At 67.7% G+C, this 16,034-nt stretch carries 17 protein-coding genes; 12 read left to right on the forward strand and 5 right to left on the reverse strand.

All coding sequences use genetic code 11. The features are described from left to right. Positions 1 to 140: 140 nt before the first annotated feature. Complete coding sequence (gene trmB / locus CSW62_RS00085; protein ID WP_099575210.1) at positions 141 to 821, forward strand: tRNA (guanosine(46)-N7)-methyltransferase TrmB; 681 nt, start codon at positions 141 to 143, stop codon at positions 819 to 821. Here the strand turns inward: trmB and CSW62_RS00090 are convergent. Then, on the reverse strand, positions 811 to 1,221 hold the full coding sequence (locus CSW62_RS00090; protein ID WP_099575211.1) for a DUF5990 family protein: 411 nt from the start codon (positions 1,219 to 1,221) through the stop codon (positions 811 to 813). The two genes, trmB and CSW62_RS00090, sit on opposite strands and share 11 nt — an antisense overlap. A 67-nt stretch (positions 1,222 to 1,288) precedes the next feature. Continuing rightward, positions 1,289 to 1,822 carry an inorganic diphosphatase gene (ppa, locus tag CSW62_RS00095; protein WP_013077233.1) on the reverse strand — a complete coding sequence of 178 codons (534 nt, stop codon included), beginning with the start codon at positions 1,820 to 1,822 and terminating at the stop codon, positions 1,289 to 1,291. A 249-nt stretch (positions 1,823 to 2,071) separates the two neighbouring features. Here ppa and rimP point away from each other — a divergent pair, with 249 nt between their 5' ends. The 8 genes from rimP to CSW62_RS00135 all read left to right on the forward strand — a co-directional run bounded on the left by rimP (position 2,072) and on the right by CSW62_RS00135 (position 10,968). Beyond that, positions 2,072 to 2,647 carry a ribosome maturation factor RimP gene (rimP, locus tag CSW62_RS00100; RefSeq protein ID WP_099575212.1) on the forward strand — a complete coding sequence of 192 codons (576 nt, stop codon included), beginning with the start codon at positions 2,072 to 2,074 and terminating at the stop codon, positions 2,645 to 2,647. 2 nt (positions 2,648 to 2,649) lie between these two features. Next, the gene (gene nusA / locus CSW62_RS00105) at positions 2,650 to 4,338 is read left to right on the forward strand and encodes a transcription termination factor NusA (protein WP_099575213.1); all 1,689 of its coding nucleotides are present in this window, start codon (positions 2,650 to 2,652) and stop codon (positions 4,336 to 4,338) included. A gap of 98 nt (positions 4,339 to 4,436) precedes the next feature. Next, positions 4,437 to 5,084, forward strand: coding sequence for an RNA-binding protein (locus CSW62_RS00110; RefSeq protein ID WP_099575214.1), 648 nt, complete (start codon positions 4,437 to 4,439; stop codon positions 5,082 to 5,084). A 295-nt stretch (positions 5,085 to 5,379) separates the two neighbouring features. Continuing rightward, a complete protein-coding gene (infB, locus tag CSW62_RS00115; RefSeq protein ID WP_099575215.1) occupies positions 5,380 to 8,493 on the forward strand; it encodes a translation initiation factor IF-2 in 3,114 nt (1,037 codons plus the stop codon). A 116-nt stretch (positions 8,494 to 8,609) separates the two neighbouring features. Then, positions 8,610 to 9,125: a DUF2939 domain-containing protein gene (locus CSW62_RS00120; RefSeq protein WP_099575216.1), complete on the forward strand. Its 516-nt coding sequence runs from the start codon at positions 8,610 to 8,612 to the stop codon at positions 9,123 to 9,125. Beyond that, a complete protein-coding gene (locus tag CSW62_RS00125; RefSeq protein ID WP_099575217.1) occupies positions 9,122 to 9,688 on the forward strand; it encodes a hypothetical protein in 567 nt (188 codons plus the stop codon). Before CSW62_RS00120 ends, CSW62_RS00125 begins: the two co-directional genes overlap by 4 nt. Positions 9,689 to 9,783: 95 nt before the next feature. Beyond that, complete coding sequence (locus CSW62_RS00130; protein WP_099575218.1) at positions 9,784 to 10,140, forward strand: YciI family protein; 357 nt, start codon at positions 9,784 to 9,786, stop codon at positions 10,138 to 10,140. 42 nt (positions 10,141 to 10,182) lie between these two features. Then, positions 10,183 to 10,968: a dienelactone hydrolase family protein gene (locus CSW62_RS00135; RefSeq protein WP_099575219.1), complete on the forward strand. Its 786-nt coding sequence runs from the start codon at positions 10,183 to 10,185 to the stop codon at positions 10,966 to 10,968. Between the two features lie 56 nt (positions 10,969 to 11,024). Here the strand turns inward: CSW62_RS00135 and CSW62_RS00140 are convergent, their stop codons facing one another. Further along, a complete protein-coding gene (locus CSW62_RS00140) occupies positions 11,025 to 11,408 on the reverse strand; it encodes a DUF2237 family protein (RefSeq protein ID WP_099575220.1) in 384 nt (127 codons plus the stop codon). 119 nt (positions 11,409 to 11,527) lie between these two features. Between CSW62_RS00140 and CSW62_RS00145 the strand changes: the two genes are divergently transcribed. Then, positions 11,528 to 12,424 (forward strand): CoA ester lyase, encoded by an 897-nt coding sequence (locus CSW62_RS00145; protein WP_255408318.1) that lies wholly within the window; start codon positions 11,528 to 11,530, stop codon positions 12,422 to 12,424. 10 nt (positions 12,425 to 12,434) lie between these two features. Continuing rightward, positions 12,435 to 13,439 carry a hypothetical protein gene (locus tag CSW62_RS00150; RefSeq protein ID WP_199170476.1) on the forward strand — a complete coding sequence of 335 codons (1,005 nt, stop codon included), beginning with the start codon at positions 12,435 to 12,437 and terminating at the stop codon, positions 13,437 to 13,439. Here the strand turns inward: CSW62_RS00150 and CSW62_RS00155 are convergent. Both CSW62_RS00155 and CSW62_RS00160 read right to left on the reverse strand, forming a co-directional pair. Next, entirely contained in the window at positions 13,436 to 13,861 is a 426-nt protein-coding gene (locus CSW62_RS00155; RefSeq protein WP_099575222.1) for an HIT domain-containing protein, read from the reverse strand. The two genes, CSW62_RS00150 and CSW62_RS00155, sit on opposite strands and share 4 nt — an antisense overlap. Further along, positions 13,854 to 14,900 carry a MaoC family dehydratase gene (locus tag CSW62_RS00160; protein WP_099575223.1) on the reverse strand — a complete coding sequence of 349 codons (1,047 nt, stop codon included), beginning with the start codon at positions 14,898 to 14,900 and terminating at the stop codon, positions 13,854 to 13,856. The genes CSW62_RS00155 and CSW62_RS00160 overlap by 8 nt, the downstream gene beginning before the upstream one ends. A gap of 135 nt (positions 14,901 to 15,035) precedes the next feature. On the opposite strand from CSW62_RS00160, the gene mdh reads away from it, so the two are divergent. Next, positions 15,036 to 15,998, forward strand: coding sequence for a malate dehydrogenase (gene mdh, locus CSW62_RS00165; protein WP_099575224.1), 963 nt, complete (start codon positions 15,036 to 15,038; stop codon positions 15,996 to 15,998). Positions 15,999 to 16,034 lie beyond the last annotated feature (36 nt).

The raw sequence follows: 16,034 nt of genomic DNA on the forward strand, positions 1-16,034 counted from the left end.
TTCGCCTTCAAAGCTCTGGAGGCTGTCCGTTTCGGATGAAAGTCCGAAACGGACAAACAGGCTCCATTTCAAACATTTAGAGCGTGGCCGGGCGTCGAAACCGCTTACACTTTCGGCTGCCACGCTCTAAGACGCCGCCCATGACCTCCGCTCCCATCCCTCACGGACCGCTGCGCTCGTTCGGCCGCATTAAGGCGCGCCCGGTGAAGCCGCGCCAGCAGGTCCTGCTCGACACCCTGCTGCCCGAGATCGCCGTGCCGCAAGGCCCGTTCCAGCCGCTGGACCTGATGCCGGAGGCCAAGAGCGTGTGGCTGGAGATCGGCTTCGGCGGCGGAGAGCACATGGCCGCCCAGGCGGGCCGCGCGCCCGAGACGCTGGTCATCGGCGCAGAGCCGTTCGTCAACGGCGTGGCCAGCGCTGTGCGTCACGTCGAAGAGCAGGCGCTGAAGAACGTCCGCATCCATGAGGGCGACGCTCGCGACGTGGTCGACTGGCTGCCCGACGCCTGCCTTGACCGGGTCTTCATCATGTTCCCCGACCCCTGGCACAAGGCGCGTCACAACAAGCGCCGCCTGATCCAGCCCGAGTTCGTCGCCAAACTGGCGCGCGTCATGAAGCCGGGCGCGGCCCTGCGCTTCGCCACCGACTGGGCCGACTACGGCGAGTGGACGACCGAGCGCGTGCTGGCCGATCCGAACTTCCGCTTCGCCGACGCCAACGCCGATCGCAACGCGATCCCGGCGGACCACGTGACCACGCGCTACGAGGAAAAGAAGCTGGGCGACTGCGCGCCGGTGTTCCTGGACTTCCTCAGGACGTAGCGCGCGCCCACGTCTTGAGCAGGGGCACAGTGGCGCAGGCTGGCCCGCCGTCCTTGGCGCGGCCGGCGATGGTCGCCTCAACCACGTCACCCGCGACAAGGTCGGCTGGCAGGTCGTGCAGGTAGATCTTGATCCGCCGCTGCCACTCTGTCTGGCAGTCGCCCGCCGCGCGGCCCGAGGCGATGTAGACGAACCGTCCCCGGCCGTCGGTCCGCACGAAGCCGCCGCCGGGGCGAAGGCCCTGCGGCGTCGAGGTCAGGGTGATCGGAATGTCGAAGGAGAGGTCGCCCTCTGACCTCACCGGATCGACCGGGTGGTTCTTGGCGTCCTGCTTGGAAAAGACCACGCCAGGCGGTGGGTCGGCCAGGATGATCCGCAAGGTGAGATCGATCCTGGCCATCGGAAGCCTTCCCTATCTGATCGGCACGATCAGATAGGACAAAAAGGCTGACCAAGAAAAGAGGACCCTAGTAGGTCTCGTTGTAGCGCTTGATCGCGGTGCGGATGATGTCGGCGGTCTCTTCGATATCGGCCCAGCCGCTGATCTTGGTCGATTTGCCCTTTTCCAGATCCTTGTAGTGCTGGAAGAAGTGGGCGATCTGCTCGGTCAGGATGGTCGGCAGGTCGCGCCAGCTGGACACGCCCGTGTAGAACGGGTGCAGCTTGTCGACCGGCACGGCCAGGATCTTTTCGTCCGAGCCGGCCTCGTCGACCATCATCAGGGTGCCGATCGGACGACAGCGGATGATCGCGCCCGGCACCACGGGGGTCGGGCCCACAACCATGATGTCGGCCGGGTCGCCGTCATCGGCCAGGGTGTGCGGGATGAACCCGTAGTTGGCCGGATAGAACATCGCGGTGTGCAGGAAGCGGTCGACCATCAGGGCGCCGCTTTCCTTGTCGATCTCGTACTTCACCGGCTCGCCGCCCTGCGGGATCTCGATGATGGCGTTGAGGTCGTAAGGCGGGTTGGCGCCGGTCGGGATCTTGGAGAGGTCCATTGTGACTCTTCGTCTTATGAGGTCCGCGGGGAGGCGGCCTGCGCGGGGGTCTCTATAGGCTAAAATTGCTGCGGCGCGGAAGGGGCGTGCGCCGATGGAGTCGACAAGGTTTTTCAATTCGCCTATAAAGCGCCCTACATCGTCCGTTAGCGCTAGATGGCGCTTTCGAGCGGCGGCCGAAAGGCTGCCGCTTTTTGTTTGACCGAATGGGAGCTTGGCTTCCGCCGGTCGTATCGAGTTGAGAAGAACGTGCGCGGTAAGACGCAAGAAGACCGTGATCTGATCGATATGCTCGATCCCGTGGCCGAAACCCTTGGCTACGAGATCGTCCGGCTGCGCCTGATGGGCGGCGCCGAGCAGCGTCGCCTGCAGATCATGGCCGAACATCCGCTGCAGGAAGACGGCAGCGGTGGCGACATGAATGTCGAGGATTGCGCGAAGCTCTCGCGCGGCATTTCCGAAATTCTCGACGCCGCCGACCCGATCACCGGCGAATATACGCTGGAGGTCTCCAGCCCCGGCATCGACAGGCCGCTGACCCGCCTGAAGGACTTCAACGACTATGCCGGCCTCGAGGCTCGCATCGAACTCGACCGCGTCGCCGAGGGCCGCAAGCGCTTCAAGGGCGAGCTGGCCGGGATCGAGGACGATCAGGTCGGCCTGAACATCGAGGGCGAGGACGACGTCACCGTGTACTTCCCCTTCGCCTGGATCATCGACGCCAAGCTCGTCATGACCGACACCCTGATGGAGCGGGGCGCAAAGCAGCGCGCCGCCCGCATCCAATCCGACAACGACGACCTGTCCGAAAGTGAAGAGGACTGACCATGGCCATCGGCATCTCCGCCAACCGGCTCGAACTTCTGCAGATCGCCGACGCGGTCGCGCGTGAAAAAAGTATCGAGAAGGAAGTCGTCATCGAGGCCATCGAGGACGCCCTGCAGAAGGCCGCCCGCGCCCGGTACGGCGCTGAGCACGACATCCGCGTCAAGATCGACCCGCGTACGGGCGAAATGACGCAGAAGCGCGTGATCGAAGTCGTCGCCGACGACACCGAGCTCGAAGGCGAGATCGGCAAGGTCCAGCTGTCGATCGCCAAGCGCACCTGGCGCGACGCCGAGATCGGCAAGATCTACGAAGAAAACCTGCCGCCGTTCGAGATCGGTCGCGTCCAGACCCAGATGGCCCGTCAGGTCGTCATGCATAAGGTCCGCGAAGCCGAGCGCGAGCGTCAGCACGAAGAGTACAAGGATCGCGTCGGCGAGATCGTCAACGGCAGCGTCAAGCGCGTCGAATACGGCAACGTCATCGTCGACCTGGGCCGTGGCGAAGGCATCATGCGCCGCGACCAGTCGATCCCGCGCGAGAACTTCAACGTCGGCGACCGCATCCGCGCCTACATCTACGACGTCCGTCGCGAGACCAAGGGCCCGCAGATCATGCTGAGCCGCGCGCACGGCGGCTTCATGGCCAAGCTGTTCGCCCAGGAAGTGCCGGAAGTCTACGACGGCGTCATCGAGATCCGCGCCGTGGCCCGTGACCCGGGTTCGCGCGCCAAGATGGCCGTCATCTCGAACGACAGCTCGATCGACCCCGTTGGCGCCTGCGTCGGCATGCGCGGTTCGCGCGTGCAGGCGGTCGTGGCCGAGCTGCAGGGCGAGAAGATCGACATCATCCAGTGGTCGGAAGACGAGGCCACCTTCATCGTCAACGGCCTGGCGCCGGCGGAAGTCTCCAAGGTCGTCATGGACGAGGAAGACGAGCGCGTCGAAGTCGTGGTGCCGGACGAGCAGCTGTCGCTGGCCATCGGCCGTCGCGGCCAGAACGTCCGTCTGGCGTCGCAGCTGACCGGTTGGCAGATCGACATCATGACCGAAAGCCAGGAGAGCGAGCGCCGCCAGCGCGAGTTCGCCGAGCGCACGACCCTGTTCCAGGAAGCCCTGGACGTCGACGAGGTCATCGCCCAGCTGCTGGTCACCGAAGGCTTCGCCGCGGTGGAAGACGTCGCGTTCGTCGAGCCGCACGAGATCGCCTCGATCGAGGGCTTCGACGAGGAAACCGCCGAGGAGCTGCAAGCCCGCGCTCGCGAATTCCTCGACAAGGAAGCCGCCGCCCTGGACGCCAAGCGTCTGGAGCTGGGTGTCACCGACGAGGTCCTGGCCATCGAGGGCGTGACCCTGGCCATGTCCGTTGCTCTGGGCGAAGGCGATGTGAAGACGGTTGAAGACCTCGCGGGTCTGGTGCCGGACGACATGCGCGGCTGGTTCGAGACCAAGAACGGCGAGCGCGTCCGCGAGCCGGGCATCCTGGAGACCTTCAACCTGTCGCCGGAAGACGCCGAGGCGCTGATCATGCGCGCCCGCATCGTCATGGGCTGGGTCGAGGCGCCGCCGGAACCGGAATACGAGCCGGAATACGAGGCGGAAGCCGAGCATGAGGGCGAGGTCGAGGCTGAGGGCGAAACCGTCGCCGAGGCCGCCGCGACCGAAGAGCCCGCCGCCGAAGAAGAGGCGTAAGCCTTTCCGAGCGTGGAACGACGGCCTCGCGGAGCGATCCGCGGGGCCGTTGGCCATTCCGGAGCGCGGCGTTCGCCTCGCTCCCAGCAAAAGACAAGATGACCGAGATCGACCCCAAGACCCACGCCGAAGCCAATCGTCTGCGCAAGGACATCGTCCTGGGCGAGGCGACGGACGAAGCGCGCCTGGTCCGCTTCGTGGCGGGGCCGGATGGCGTGGTTGTTCCGGATGTCGCGCGCAAGTTGCCGGGACGCGGGATTTGGGTCGCGGCCGATCGGGACTCGATCACGACCGCCGCCAAGAAGGGCCTGTTCTCGCGGGCCGCCAAGACAAAGCTGACCGCGCCGGCCGATCTGGCCGACCAGGTCGAGGCGCTGCTGGCCAAGCGGATCCTCGACGCCCTGGGTCTTGCGCGGAAGGCCGGGACCATTATCTCAGGCTACGAAAAGGTGGTCGCGGCCCTGGGGACGGGCAACGTCGCCTGGCTGATCGAGGCGTCCGACAGCGCCGAGGACGGTCGCCGAAAAATTCAAAACGCCGCTCGCAAGGCCCCGAAGCCTCCCCGTTTGCTGGGCGCCTTCAATTCAGATGAATTGGGTTTGGCCTTGGGCGGGGAGAATGTGATACACACCGCACTCCTTGCTGGGCGCGGCGCCGAACGTTGGACATTGGATGTCGAGCGTTTGTCAGGTTTCCGCCCGCTTTTGCCTCCCGAATGGTCGGCGAACGGACGTGAGGACGGCTAGGGGCCTTCCCGCCTTCGGCGGATAAGAAGGTCACTGGACTAAGAGGGTGAGCCTTTTCACCCTGGTCGGGCAGCCGACCGGGACGGGCTCTAGAGCTTTTGCATCCCACTGGATCCGCTTCAGTGCGATGGAAAAGCTCTAGAATCTTAGACGTTGGGCGCGGCTATTCGGGTCGCGTTCGTGGGTGAAGGGTCGGGAAACGCGCTTGCTTCGGCAGGTACGTCCAGGCCCCTTTCTCACATGGAAAATGCGGTTTTTTAGCCAGGTACCGCCTGGCGGAAGTACAAGCGAGCGCATGAGCGACGAGAACGAAAACGGCCGACCCGGCGGACGAACCCCCATCACCCTGAAGCCCCGCCAGGGCTCGGTGAGCGCCGGGGTCGTGAAGCAAAGCTTCAGCCACGGCCGGACCAAGACGGTGGTGGTCGAAACCAAGCGCACGCGTCCGCATGCGTCCGCGTCGGGCAATCTCGCCGCGCCGTCTTCGGCTGAGCGTCGTCATGACGCGCCGCCGCCGCGCCCGCAGCAATCGCAAGGCGGCCACGCCCCGTCGGGCGGCGGTTCGGCCGGTGGTCTGTCGCAGGAAGAACTGCGCGCTCGCCAGCGCGTCGTCGACGCCGCGCGTGAAAACCAGGCTCGTCAGGCCGCCGACCAGGCCGCCGAGGCCGCTCGAGCTCGCGCCGCTCAGGAAGCCGCTCAGCGCGAAGCCGCCGCCAAGGCCGCGGCAGAGCGCGCCGCTGCGGCGCCGGCTCCCGCTCCCGTTCAGGCGCCGGTCGCTCAGGCCCCCGTCGCTCAAGCCCCCGTCGCTCAGGCGCCGGCTCCGGTCGCGCCCGCCGCGCCGGTGACGCCGCCGCCGGCCGCGCCCGTCCAACGTCCCGTGGCCCAGGCTCCGGCCGCGCCGCGCGCCGAGGCTCCGCGTCATGAAGGTCCTCGCCAAGAGGGCCCGCGTCACGAGGGGCCCCGTGCTGCGTCGTCTCCCGGCCAGACCCGCAGCTACGAACCCAGCCGCGAGCGCCGCGACGATCGTCCGAGCACGACGACCTATCGTCCGGCCCCGCAAGGCGACCGCCCGTTCAACCAGCGCGCCCCGCGTCCCGACGCCGGCGCCAACTTCGGTCAACGCGCCCCGCGTCCCGAGGGTGACCGTCCGCGCGGTCCGCGTCCCGAAGGCGATCGTCCGCAAGGTGATCGCGGCGGCTACCGTGGCGACCGCCCGCAGGGTGATCGTCCGCAAGGCGACCGTCCGCAGCAGACCGTCCGCTACTCGGCCCTGGCCCCGCGCCCGGCGCCCGGCGCCCGCACGGGTCCCGGCGGCCCGCCGCGCGGTCCGCGTCCGGGTGTGCCCGCTCAGGCTCCGGCCACGCCGGAAATCCAACGCGCCATGCGTTCGGCCCCGCGTCCCGGTGGCGAAGTCAGCCGCCGTCCGGACGAGGATGACGATCGCCGCAAGGCCGCGAACGCGCCCAACAAGGCCGTCTCGCGCGTCAAGGGCGCTCCGCAGCGCCGCGAAGGCCGCCTGACCATCCAGGCCGTGGCCGGTGATGGGGACTCCGCCGACCGCATGCGTTCGCTGGCCTCGGTTCGCCGGGCTCGTGAACGTGAAAAGGAAAAGCGTCGCGGCGGCGTCGCCGAACAGACCCGCGTCGCGCGTGAAGTCGTCATTCCCGACGTCATCACCGTGCAGGAGCTGTCCAACCGGATGGCCGTGCGCGGCGTCGAGATCATCAAGTTCCTGATGCGTCAGGGCGTGATGCTGAAGATCAACGACGTCATCGACAACGACACCGCCGAGCTGGTGGCGACCGAATTCGGTCACACCGTGCGCCGCGTGTCGGAAGCCGACGTCGAAGAAGGCTTCATCGGCGCCGAGGACATCGACGATCACCTGGAAGCGCGCCCCCCGGTCGTCACGATCATGGGTCACGTCGACCACGGCAAGACCAGCCTGCTCGACGCCCTGCGTTCGACCGACGTGGCCGCCGGCGAACACGGCGGCATCACCCAGCACATCGGCGCCTATCAGGTTCGCCTGAAGGACGGCCAGCGCGTGACGTTCCTCGACACGCCCGGCCACGCCGCCTTCTCTGCGATGCGCGCCCGCGGCGCCAACATCACCGACCTCGTCGTGCTGGTGGTGGCGGGTGACGATGGCGTGATGCCCCAGACGATCGAGGCGATCAAACACGCCAAGGCCGCCAACGTGCCGATCATCGTCGCCGTCAACAAGATGGACAAGCCGGGCTCGGATCCGACCCGCGTGGTCAACGAGCTGCTGCAGCACGAGATCGTCGTCGAAAGCCTGGGTGGCGACACCCAGATCATCGAGGTCTCGGCCAAGGCGCGCACGGGTCTCGACGACCTGCTCGACGCCATCCTGCTGCAGGCCGAAGTGCTGGACCTGAAGGCCAACCCCGACCGCACCGCCGATGGCGTGGTGATCGAGGCCAAGCTGGACAAGGGTCGCGGCGCGGTTTCGACCGTCCTGGTCAATCGCGGTACGCTGAAGCGTGGCGACATCGTCGTCGCCGGCGCCCAGTTCGGTCGGGTTCGCGCCCTGCTGAACGAGCGCAACGAGCAGCTGACCGAAGCCGGTCCGGCCACCCCGGTCGAGATCCTGGGCCTGGACGGCGTCCCCTCGCCCGGCGAAGCCTTCGCCGTGGTCGAGAACGAAGCCCGCGCCCGTGAGCTGACCGAGTACCGCATCCGCCAGAAGCGCGAGAAGTCGATGGCCCCCGTGGGCGCCGGCGCCTCGATGGCCGACATGATGGCCAAGCTGCAGGACAAGAAGCTGAAAGAACTGCCGCTGGTCATCAAGGCCGACGTGCAGGGTTCGGCCGAAGCGATCATCGGTTCGCTGGACAAGATGTCGACCGACGAGGTCCGTGCGCGGATCATTCTGTCGGGCGCTGGCGCGATCAGCGAAAGCGACGTCATGCTGGCCAAGGGCGCCGGCGCGCCGGTCATCGGCTTCAACGTCCGCGCCTCGGCGCAGGCGCGAGCCCTGGCCGAACGCGAAGGGGTCGAGATCCGCTACTACGCGATCATCTACGACCTGCTGGACGACATCAAAGGCGTGCTCTCGGGCATGCTGGCCCCGATCCAGCGCGAAACCTTCCTCGGCAACGCCGAGGTCCTGCAGGCCTTCGACATCTCGAAGATCGGCAAGGTCGCCGGCTGTCGGGTCACCGAGGGCGTGGTCCGCAAGGGCGCCAAGGTCCGGATCATCCGCAACGACATCGTCGTTCTGGAACTGGGCACCCTGGCGACGCTCAAGCGCTTCAAGGACGAGGTCAACGAGGTTCCGTCCGGCCAGGAATGCGGCATGCTGTTCGCCGGCTTCCAGGACATCAAGGTCGGCGACACCATCGAGTGCTTCACCGTCGAAGAGATCAAGCGCCAGCTCGACTAGGGCTGATCGCGAGATCGGAAATTCGAAGGGCGCGGATCGCAAGGTCCGCGCCCTTTGTCTTTTGGGCGCTTAAAGCCAGACTGGAAATCGCCCCAATCCGGCGCTACCCATTTCGCATGCGCATCAAGATCCTCCTCGCCCTGACCGCTGTAGCCGCTGGCTTGAGCGCCTGCGCGACCGTGAACCGTCTCGACGCCGGCGGCGACGTGCACGACCTGCTGGTCGCCATTCGCGACAACGACCGGGCGACCTTCGAGGCCCATGTCGATCGCCGGGCGCTGAAGGCCCAGATCGAGGCGCGGCTTATGGACGAGGCGCGTCAGCGCGGCGGGCAGAGCAGCGGCGTCATGGCCCTGGCCGCCCTGGCGGCGGGTCCGCTGGCCGACGCGGCCGGCGAGGCGCTGATCCGGCCCGAGACCTTCCACGCCGCCGCCAACTACTATGGCTACACCCCTGACCGGCCTATCCCGGGCCGGGTGGCCATCGCCGGCGCGCTGCGTCCTGTTGGCGACGGCCGGGTCTGCGCGGCCAAGAAGGACGGTCCCTGCCTGCTGACCTTCACCCAGGAAGGGGCGACCTGGCGCCTGACGAGCTTCGACGCCGAAGCCGCGAACCTGCATCTGAAACGATGAGGTCAGCCGTCTGGGGGGGTGTCGCCCTAGCCTTGCTGTCGACCTCCGCCGCTTCCGCCGAAACGCGGCTGTTCTCGTACGATCCGATCTCGGCCGACGCCAAGCGGCTGACCGGCGCCGGCGTGACCATCCTGTTCAACCAGGGCTTCATGGGCGCCAGCCGTCCGATCAAGGTGCTGGCCACCGGCGTGCCGGCCGAGGCGCGGCTAAAGGACGGCCGCCAGAAGGACCTCGGTCCGGGCGGGCTCAAAGCCATGGAGGGCGTCGACGCAGAGGCCTCGCTCTACGAGGTCGACGCCTCGGCGGCACAGGGCAAGATCTATGTCCGCGCCTTCTGCCCCGGTTCTACGCGGCTGTGGCTGTCGTTCAGCACCATCGCCCTGCGCCGCGACCTGCGGATCCAGGCGTTCGGCGACGATCCGAAAACGGAGGGCAAGGCCAGGCTCTGCGGAACTCTGGACTTCTCGTATCGCGGCGAGTGGCGCCTGCCGCGTGGCCGTAACGGACCGGACCCGATGTCGGACTGGACCGACAGTCCACAGCATCCCGACACAACCAACTAGGCGATCGTTCAAGAATTTGGCCGCCGCATGTCGCAACAAGAGAGGCTGGCGCGTCTTTAGGATGAGGCCGGCGATTTTCCGGCGGGAGACGCGCGATGCGATTCATGGTGCTGCTGAAGGTCGAAACCGACGTCGGGCCGGAGCTGGGCCAGGCCATGCGCGACTATGACGCGGAACTGGTCAGGGCCGGCGTGGCTGACAGGGCGCGTCTGTCCGCTCGCGGCGCGCGTATGGAGGCCGACGCTTCGGCGGAAGGTCGAACCCTGGCGGGGTTTTGGGTCTTCGATGTCGCCTCACGCGAGGACGCCGCCGCCTGGGTGCGCCGCTGCCCCGCCCCCGCCGATGGTTCGGCCGAGATCGAGATCCGACTGCTGTTTGAGCCCGGCGATCTCTCCGAGCGCCCTGAGCAGGGCGTCCCCCGGCCCGCCTGGAAGCGGGCCATGGCCTTCTGACCCCCGCCGGGATAGCCTTTTCAAAACAAAGAGGGGGCGGACATGGCTGACGATGTACTGGCGGGGTTCGAGCGCTTCGACTTCGACGACGGGCGCTGGACGCGCGAGGTCTACAAGATCGGTTCCGGGCCGGCCGTAATCGTCATCCACGAGGTGCCGGGTCTGCATCCGGGCGTTCTGGCCTTCGCCCGTGACCTGGCCGCCTCGGGCCTGACCGCCTACTGCCCGAGCCTCTTCGGTAAACCCGCCAAACCGGTCACGCGCGGCTATGCGATCGGAACCATCCTCAAGAACATCTGCGTCCGGCGCGAGTTCAGCGTCTGGAAGGACGGCCGCTCGAGCCCGATCGTCGACTGGCTGCGCGCCCTGGCCCGCAAGGCGCACGAAGACTGCGGCGGCAAGGGCGTCGGCGCGGTCGGCATGTGCTTCACCGGCGGCTTTGCCCTGGCGATGATGACCGAGCCGGTCGTGGTGGCGCCCGTGCTGTCTCAGCCATCCCTGCCGCTGAAGGACAAGGGCGGCCTGGACTGCTCGGCCTCGGAGCTGGCCTGCGCCAAGCGGCGGTTCAAGGACGAGGATCTGTCGCTGCTCGCTCTGCGCTTTTCCGCCGACAAGCTGGTGCCCGACGCCCGTATCGCGCGGCTGAAGGCCGAGTTCGGCGACAAGGTCGAGGTCGTCGAGCTGGCCGACGCGGACGCCGCGCCGGGCGTGCCCATGGCCCCGCACTCGGTCCTGACCCTGCACCTGCACCGCTCGGTTCCCGACAGCGGCAGCATGAAGGCCCGGGACAAGGTGATCGCGTTCTTCAAGGAAAGGACGGGGGCTTAGCCTCTTTCACCCTGTTCAGAGCGGCTTGCCGAGTGAAGCGGCGGCGCGTTGCGCCCTCAAGCCACCGCGTGATCCTTCAACACCCCCAGGGTCACCACCGCCAGCATCTCCTCGTGGGTGGCGCTCAGCACGACCTGGGGGGCCATGCCGGCGTCGAGGGCTTCCTTCCAGCGGCCGGCGCACAGGCACCAGCGGTCGCCGGCCTTGAGGCCTGGAAAGGCCAGTTCGGGGCGCGGCGTGGAGAGGTCGTTGCCCTGGGCCTTGGAGAAGGCGAGAAAGTCGTCGGTCAGCACCACGCAGACGGTGTGCAGGCCAAGGTCATGCGGGCCGGTTTCGCAGCAGCCGTTGCGGTAGAAGCCAGTCACCGGGTCCAGCGAACAGGGGACGAGCTCGCCGCCCATGACGTTCTTGGCGCTGGTGTCGTATCGGGTGGTGCTCATGGGGTGATCCTAAACCCGTCGGGGGCGGCGCCAAGGGCGTTCTCCGTCAGGGAAGGCTTTTGCCGCGGCGCAGCGCTGCTAGGGTCGTCGCCAAGACCAGACAGAGCCGGGGAGTTTCCGTGACCGACACCGCCATCCGCCCGCGCCGCAGCGCGCTCTACATGCCGGCCTCCAACCCAAAGGCCGTCGAGAAGGCCCGGACCCTGGACGCCGACGTGATCATCCTCGACCTGGAGGACGCGGTCGCCCCGGAGATGAAGCCGGCGGCGCGCGAGGCGGCCGTGGCGGCGGTCAAGGCCGGCGGCTTCGGCGCGCGAGAGGTGGTCATCCGGGTGAACGGCATCGACACCCCCTGGGGCACCGAGGACCTGCGGGCCGCCGCCGAGGCCGGACCGGACGCGGTCTTGGTCCCCAAGGTCAATGACGCGGCGGATGTGCGCCTCTACGACCAGCACCTAAACGCCGCCCCGCCCGCGACCCGGCTGTGGACGATGATCGAGACCGCCAAGGCCGCCTTCCACCTGTGGGACATCGCCGGCGCGATGCATGGTACGCGGCTATCGACCTGGGTCATGGGCGTCAACGACTTCGCCAAGGAGATGCGGGCCCGCCAGACGCCGGACCGCGCGCCGTTCCTGCCGCTGCTGACCCTGTCGGTGGCGGCGGCGCGGGCCCATGGCCTGACCATCCTGGACGGCGTGCACAACGACATCGAGGATCTCGCGGCGCTGGAGGCGGTCTGCCTCCAGGGCGTCGACTTCGGCTTCGACGGCAAGACCCTGATCCATCCCAAGCACCTGGAAATCTGCAACAGGGTGTTCTCGCCCTCGCAGGACGACATCGCCTGGAGCCAGGCCGTGATCGCCGCCTTCAACGCGCCCGAAAATGCTGGCAAAGGGGCGTTGCGGGTCGACGGCAAGATGGCCGAACGCTTGCATCTGACGCAGGCGCAGCGTCTTGTCGCGGTGGCGCAGGCCATCGCGGGACGCGGGGCAGACGCCGAAATGGGGCGCTAGAAGGTTTCGTATGCGGGCTCGGGCTATCGTTCTTTCCGTCGTCTTGCTGGCCAGCCCCGCGTTGGCGCAACAGGCCCCGACGACGGCGCCGCCCGCCGGCTATGTGCCGACCTTCGGGACCCAGGCCGCGCCGCCGAACGCGCCCGCGCCCGTCGTTCCCGCGCCCGCCCTGGATTCCTCGCAGATCCCGCAGGCCCTCGATCCGATGGCCGACCTGATCTCGCAGAGCGGCCAGGCGGTCGACGAAGAGACCGCCGAGACCGCCGCCAACAAGCCGGCCACGAAGCACCGGGCCGCCATCCTGCCGATCCCGCCGCCGGAGCCCGAGGCGCCGACCGGCGGCGAGCTGACCAAGGCCCAGGTCTACGAACTGCGGGTCAAGGGCTCGATCGCGGCTGCCCAGAATCTGCAAGGCCCCCTGGACGGCGGCTGGCGGATCGTCGGCAACGACGGCGGCCAGCTCTATGCCCTTCAGATCGTCGACAAGGCCGGCGGGTATGGCGAACTGGAAGGCGCCTGGCGCGATGTCCGCCGTCAGGGGGCCGTCGGCTCGACGGGGCTGATCGACGACCTGCGCCGCGACGGCGGCGACGTCGTCGTCCGCTTCAGCCCCAGGGGCGGCCAGTCCACGACCTTGACCCTGCGTCCGTCCGGCTATGAGCGATGGTCGGGCGAACTGGTCGAGAACGGCGCGACCCAGGCGGTCAGCGCCGAACACATTCTTCCGCAGGCCCCCCCCGGCTATGAAGGTCAGGGGCGCGGACCCTATGTCTGGCCGCCGCGCGTGGTCGCCCGTGCGCCGGCGCCGGTCGCCGCCGCGCCGGCCTGCTCGACGCGGGGCAAGAAGGGCAAGGCGCTGAAGGCCGCCAAGGCCAAGTGCGCGGTCGCGGCCAAGAAGGGCGGCAAGGCTTCGGCCCTCAAAAAGGGCAAGGGCTCCAAGGCCAAGGCGACGACCGGGAAGAAGGGCAAGGCGACGGCCGCCAAGAAGGGTTCGGCCAAGAAGAAGAAACGCTAGGCCTTCAGGGTTTCGCGCGCTGCGGCGATCGCCGCCGCCAAGGCCTCGGTCGCATAGGCGACGGCCGGGCTGTGGCCCCAGACGGGACCCGGCCAGGCCGGATCGTCCTTTCGACGACCCACGACGTGGACGTGCAACTGGGCCGTGACATTGCCCAGCGCCCCGACGTTCAGCTTGTCGACCGAGAGGCCCAGCGCCGCACCGGCTGCGCGGACGGCCATCCCGGCCAGGACGATCTCCGCCATCAGCTGCATCCGGTCAGCCGCACCCAGGTTCTCGATCTCCCGCAGGCCCGGCCGACGGGGAATGAGGACCAGCCAGGGGTAGCGGGCGTCGTCTTGCAGACGGACTTCGCACAGCGGCAGGTCGGCGACCTTGTGCGAGGTGGCGACGAAGGCGGGGTCGAGATTGAAATCAGCCACGCTTGGGAACCGCCGCCCAGTAGTCGAAGTCGAGAATGACGGCCGGATTGTACGTCCCCTCGCCATCCTTGTCGGGGAAGTCGTCGCAAGGCCGGTCCTTGGTCGCCACCAGCCGCAGGCGCAGCGCGCCGACGCTGCCGAGATCGGCCTTGTCCAGCACCTCGCTCCAGGCGAACACTGTGCCGCCGGCGAAGAATGGGGCCACGTGCCGGCCGCCATTGATCGCCAGGATCAGGCCGGCGTTCTGCAGCCCGTTGAACGACAGCGCCTTGGCGGTCGAGATCACCACGCCGCCATAGATCAGACGCTTGCCAGACGGATCCTTGGCCCGCTCGAACTGGTTGAAATGGACCTTGGCGGTGTTCTGCCAGAGGCGGGTGGCCATCTGGTGCTCGGCTTCCTCGACCGCCATGCCGTCGACATGGTCGATCTTCTCGCCGATCGCGTAGTCCTCGAAGGCGTGCGGCGCGCCAGCCAGAGCGAAGTCATAGGACGAGAAGTCCAGGCCGTCGGGCGCCGTCAGATCCGCCGGGGCCACCGCCGCCGACAGGGTCGGGACGGCCTGCTCGGCAATCTCGGCGTCCGGGTCGCGCTTTCGCACCATCACCCAGCGCACATAGCTCAGCACCGCCTCGCCGCGCTGGTTCGTGCCCGTGGTCCGGACATAGACGACGCCGGTCTTGCGATTGGAGTTTTCCTTCAGCCCGATCACATCCGAGACGGCGCTGAGGGTGTCGCCCGGAAACACCGGCGCCAGGAAACGGCCCTCGGCATAGCCCAGGTTGGCGACGGCGTTCAGGCTGATGTCCGGCACGGTCTTGCCGAACACCACGTGGAAGGCGATCAGCGGGTCGACGGGGGCGGACATAAGGCCGCAGGCCCGGGCGAATTCGTCCGACGAGAACAACGAGAAGCGTGGGCCGTAAAGCGCCGTGTACAGCGCGACGTCGCCCGCCGTGACCGTCCGGGGCGTGGCGTGGACCAGCCTCTGGCCCAGCCGGAAGTCCTCGAAGAAATGGCCTGGATCGGTCTTGCTCATCCCCGGTGCTCCTTATCGTTGTTCAGCCATCTTTGCCGCAGTGCAGCGAAACCGGAAAGAGGGCTTGAGGCCGAGCCGCGACGGGTCTAGACCGCGCCCCGACATCCTACTGTCCACAGCCTTGATGGAGACCCCATGGCTCGCGCGAAGATCGCCCTTATCGGCGCCGGCATGATCGGCGGCACCCTGGCCCACATCGCCGCTCGCGAAGAGCTGGGCGACGTGATCCTGTTCGACATCGCTGAAGGCACCCCGCAGGGCAAGGCGCTGGATATCGCCGAAGCCTCGGCCGTGTTCGGCAAGGACGTGACCCTGAAGGGCGCCAACGCCTACGAGGACATCGCCGGCGCCGACGTCTGCATCGTGACCGCCGGCGTGCCGCGCAAGCCGGGCATGAGCCGCGACGACCTGCTGGGCATCAACCTGAAGGTCATGAAGGCCGTCGGCGAAGGCATCAAGGCCCACGCCCCGAACGCCTTCGTCATCTGCATCACCAACCCGCTCGACGCCATGGTCTGGGCCCTGCAGCAGTTCTCGGGCCTGCCGAAGGAAAAGGTCATCGGCATGGCCGGCGTCCTCGACTCGGCCCGCTTCGCCTACTTCCTGGCCGAAGCCACCGGCGTCTCGGTCGAAGACATCCACGCCTGGACCCTGGGCGGCCACGGCGACGACATGGTGCCGATGGTCCGTCACTCGACGGTCGGCGGCCTGCCGCTGCCGGAACTGGTCAAGCAAGGCTGGCTGACCCAAGAAAAGCTGGACGCCATCGTCGAGCGCACCCGCAAGGGCGGCGGCGAGATTGTCGCCCTGCTGAAGACCGGCTCGGCCTTCTACGCCCCGGCGGAATCGGCGATCGCCATGGCGACGTCGTACTTGAAGGACAAGAAGCGCGTCCTGCCGTGCGCCACCTACCTGACCGGCCAGTACGGCCTGGACGGTCTCTATGTCGGCGTGCCGGTCGTCATCGGCGCCGGCGGCGCGGAGAAGATCGTCGAGTTCGAAACCAACGAAGCCGAAAAGGCGATGTTCGCCGCTTCGGTCGCCTCGGTTAAGGGCCTGATGGAAGCCTGCAAGGCCATCGACAGCTCGCTGGTCTAAGTCTTCAGACCCAGCTGAATACGAGAAGGGCGGCTC

The sequence above is a fragment of the Caulobacter sp. FWC2 genome (assembly GCF_002742625.1).
Classification (GTDB): Bacteria; Pseudomonadota; Alphaproteobacteria; order Caulobacterales; family Caulobacteraceae; genus Caulobacter.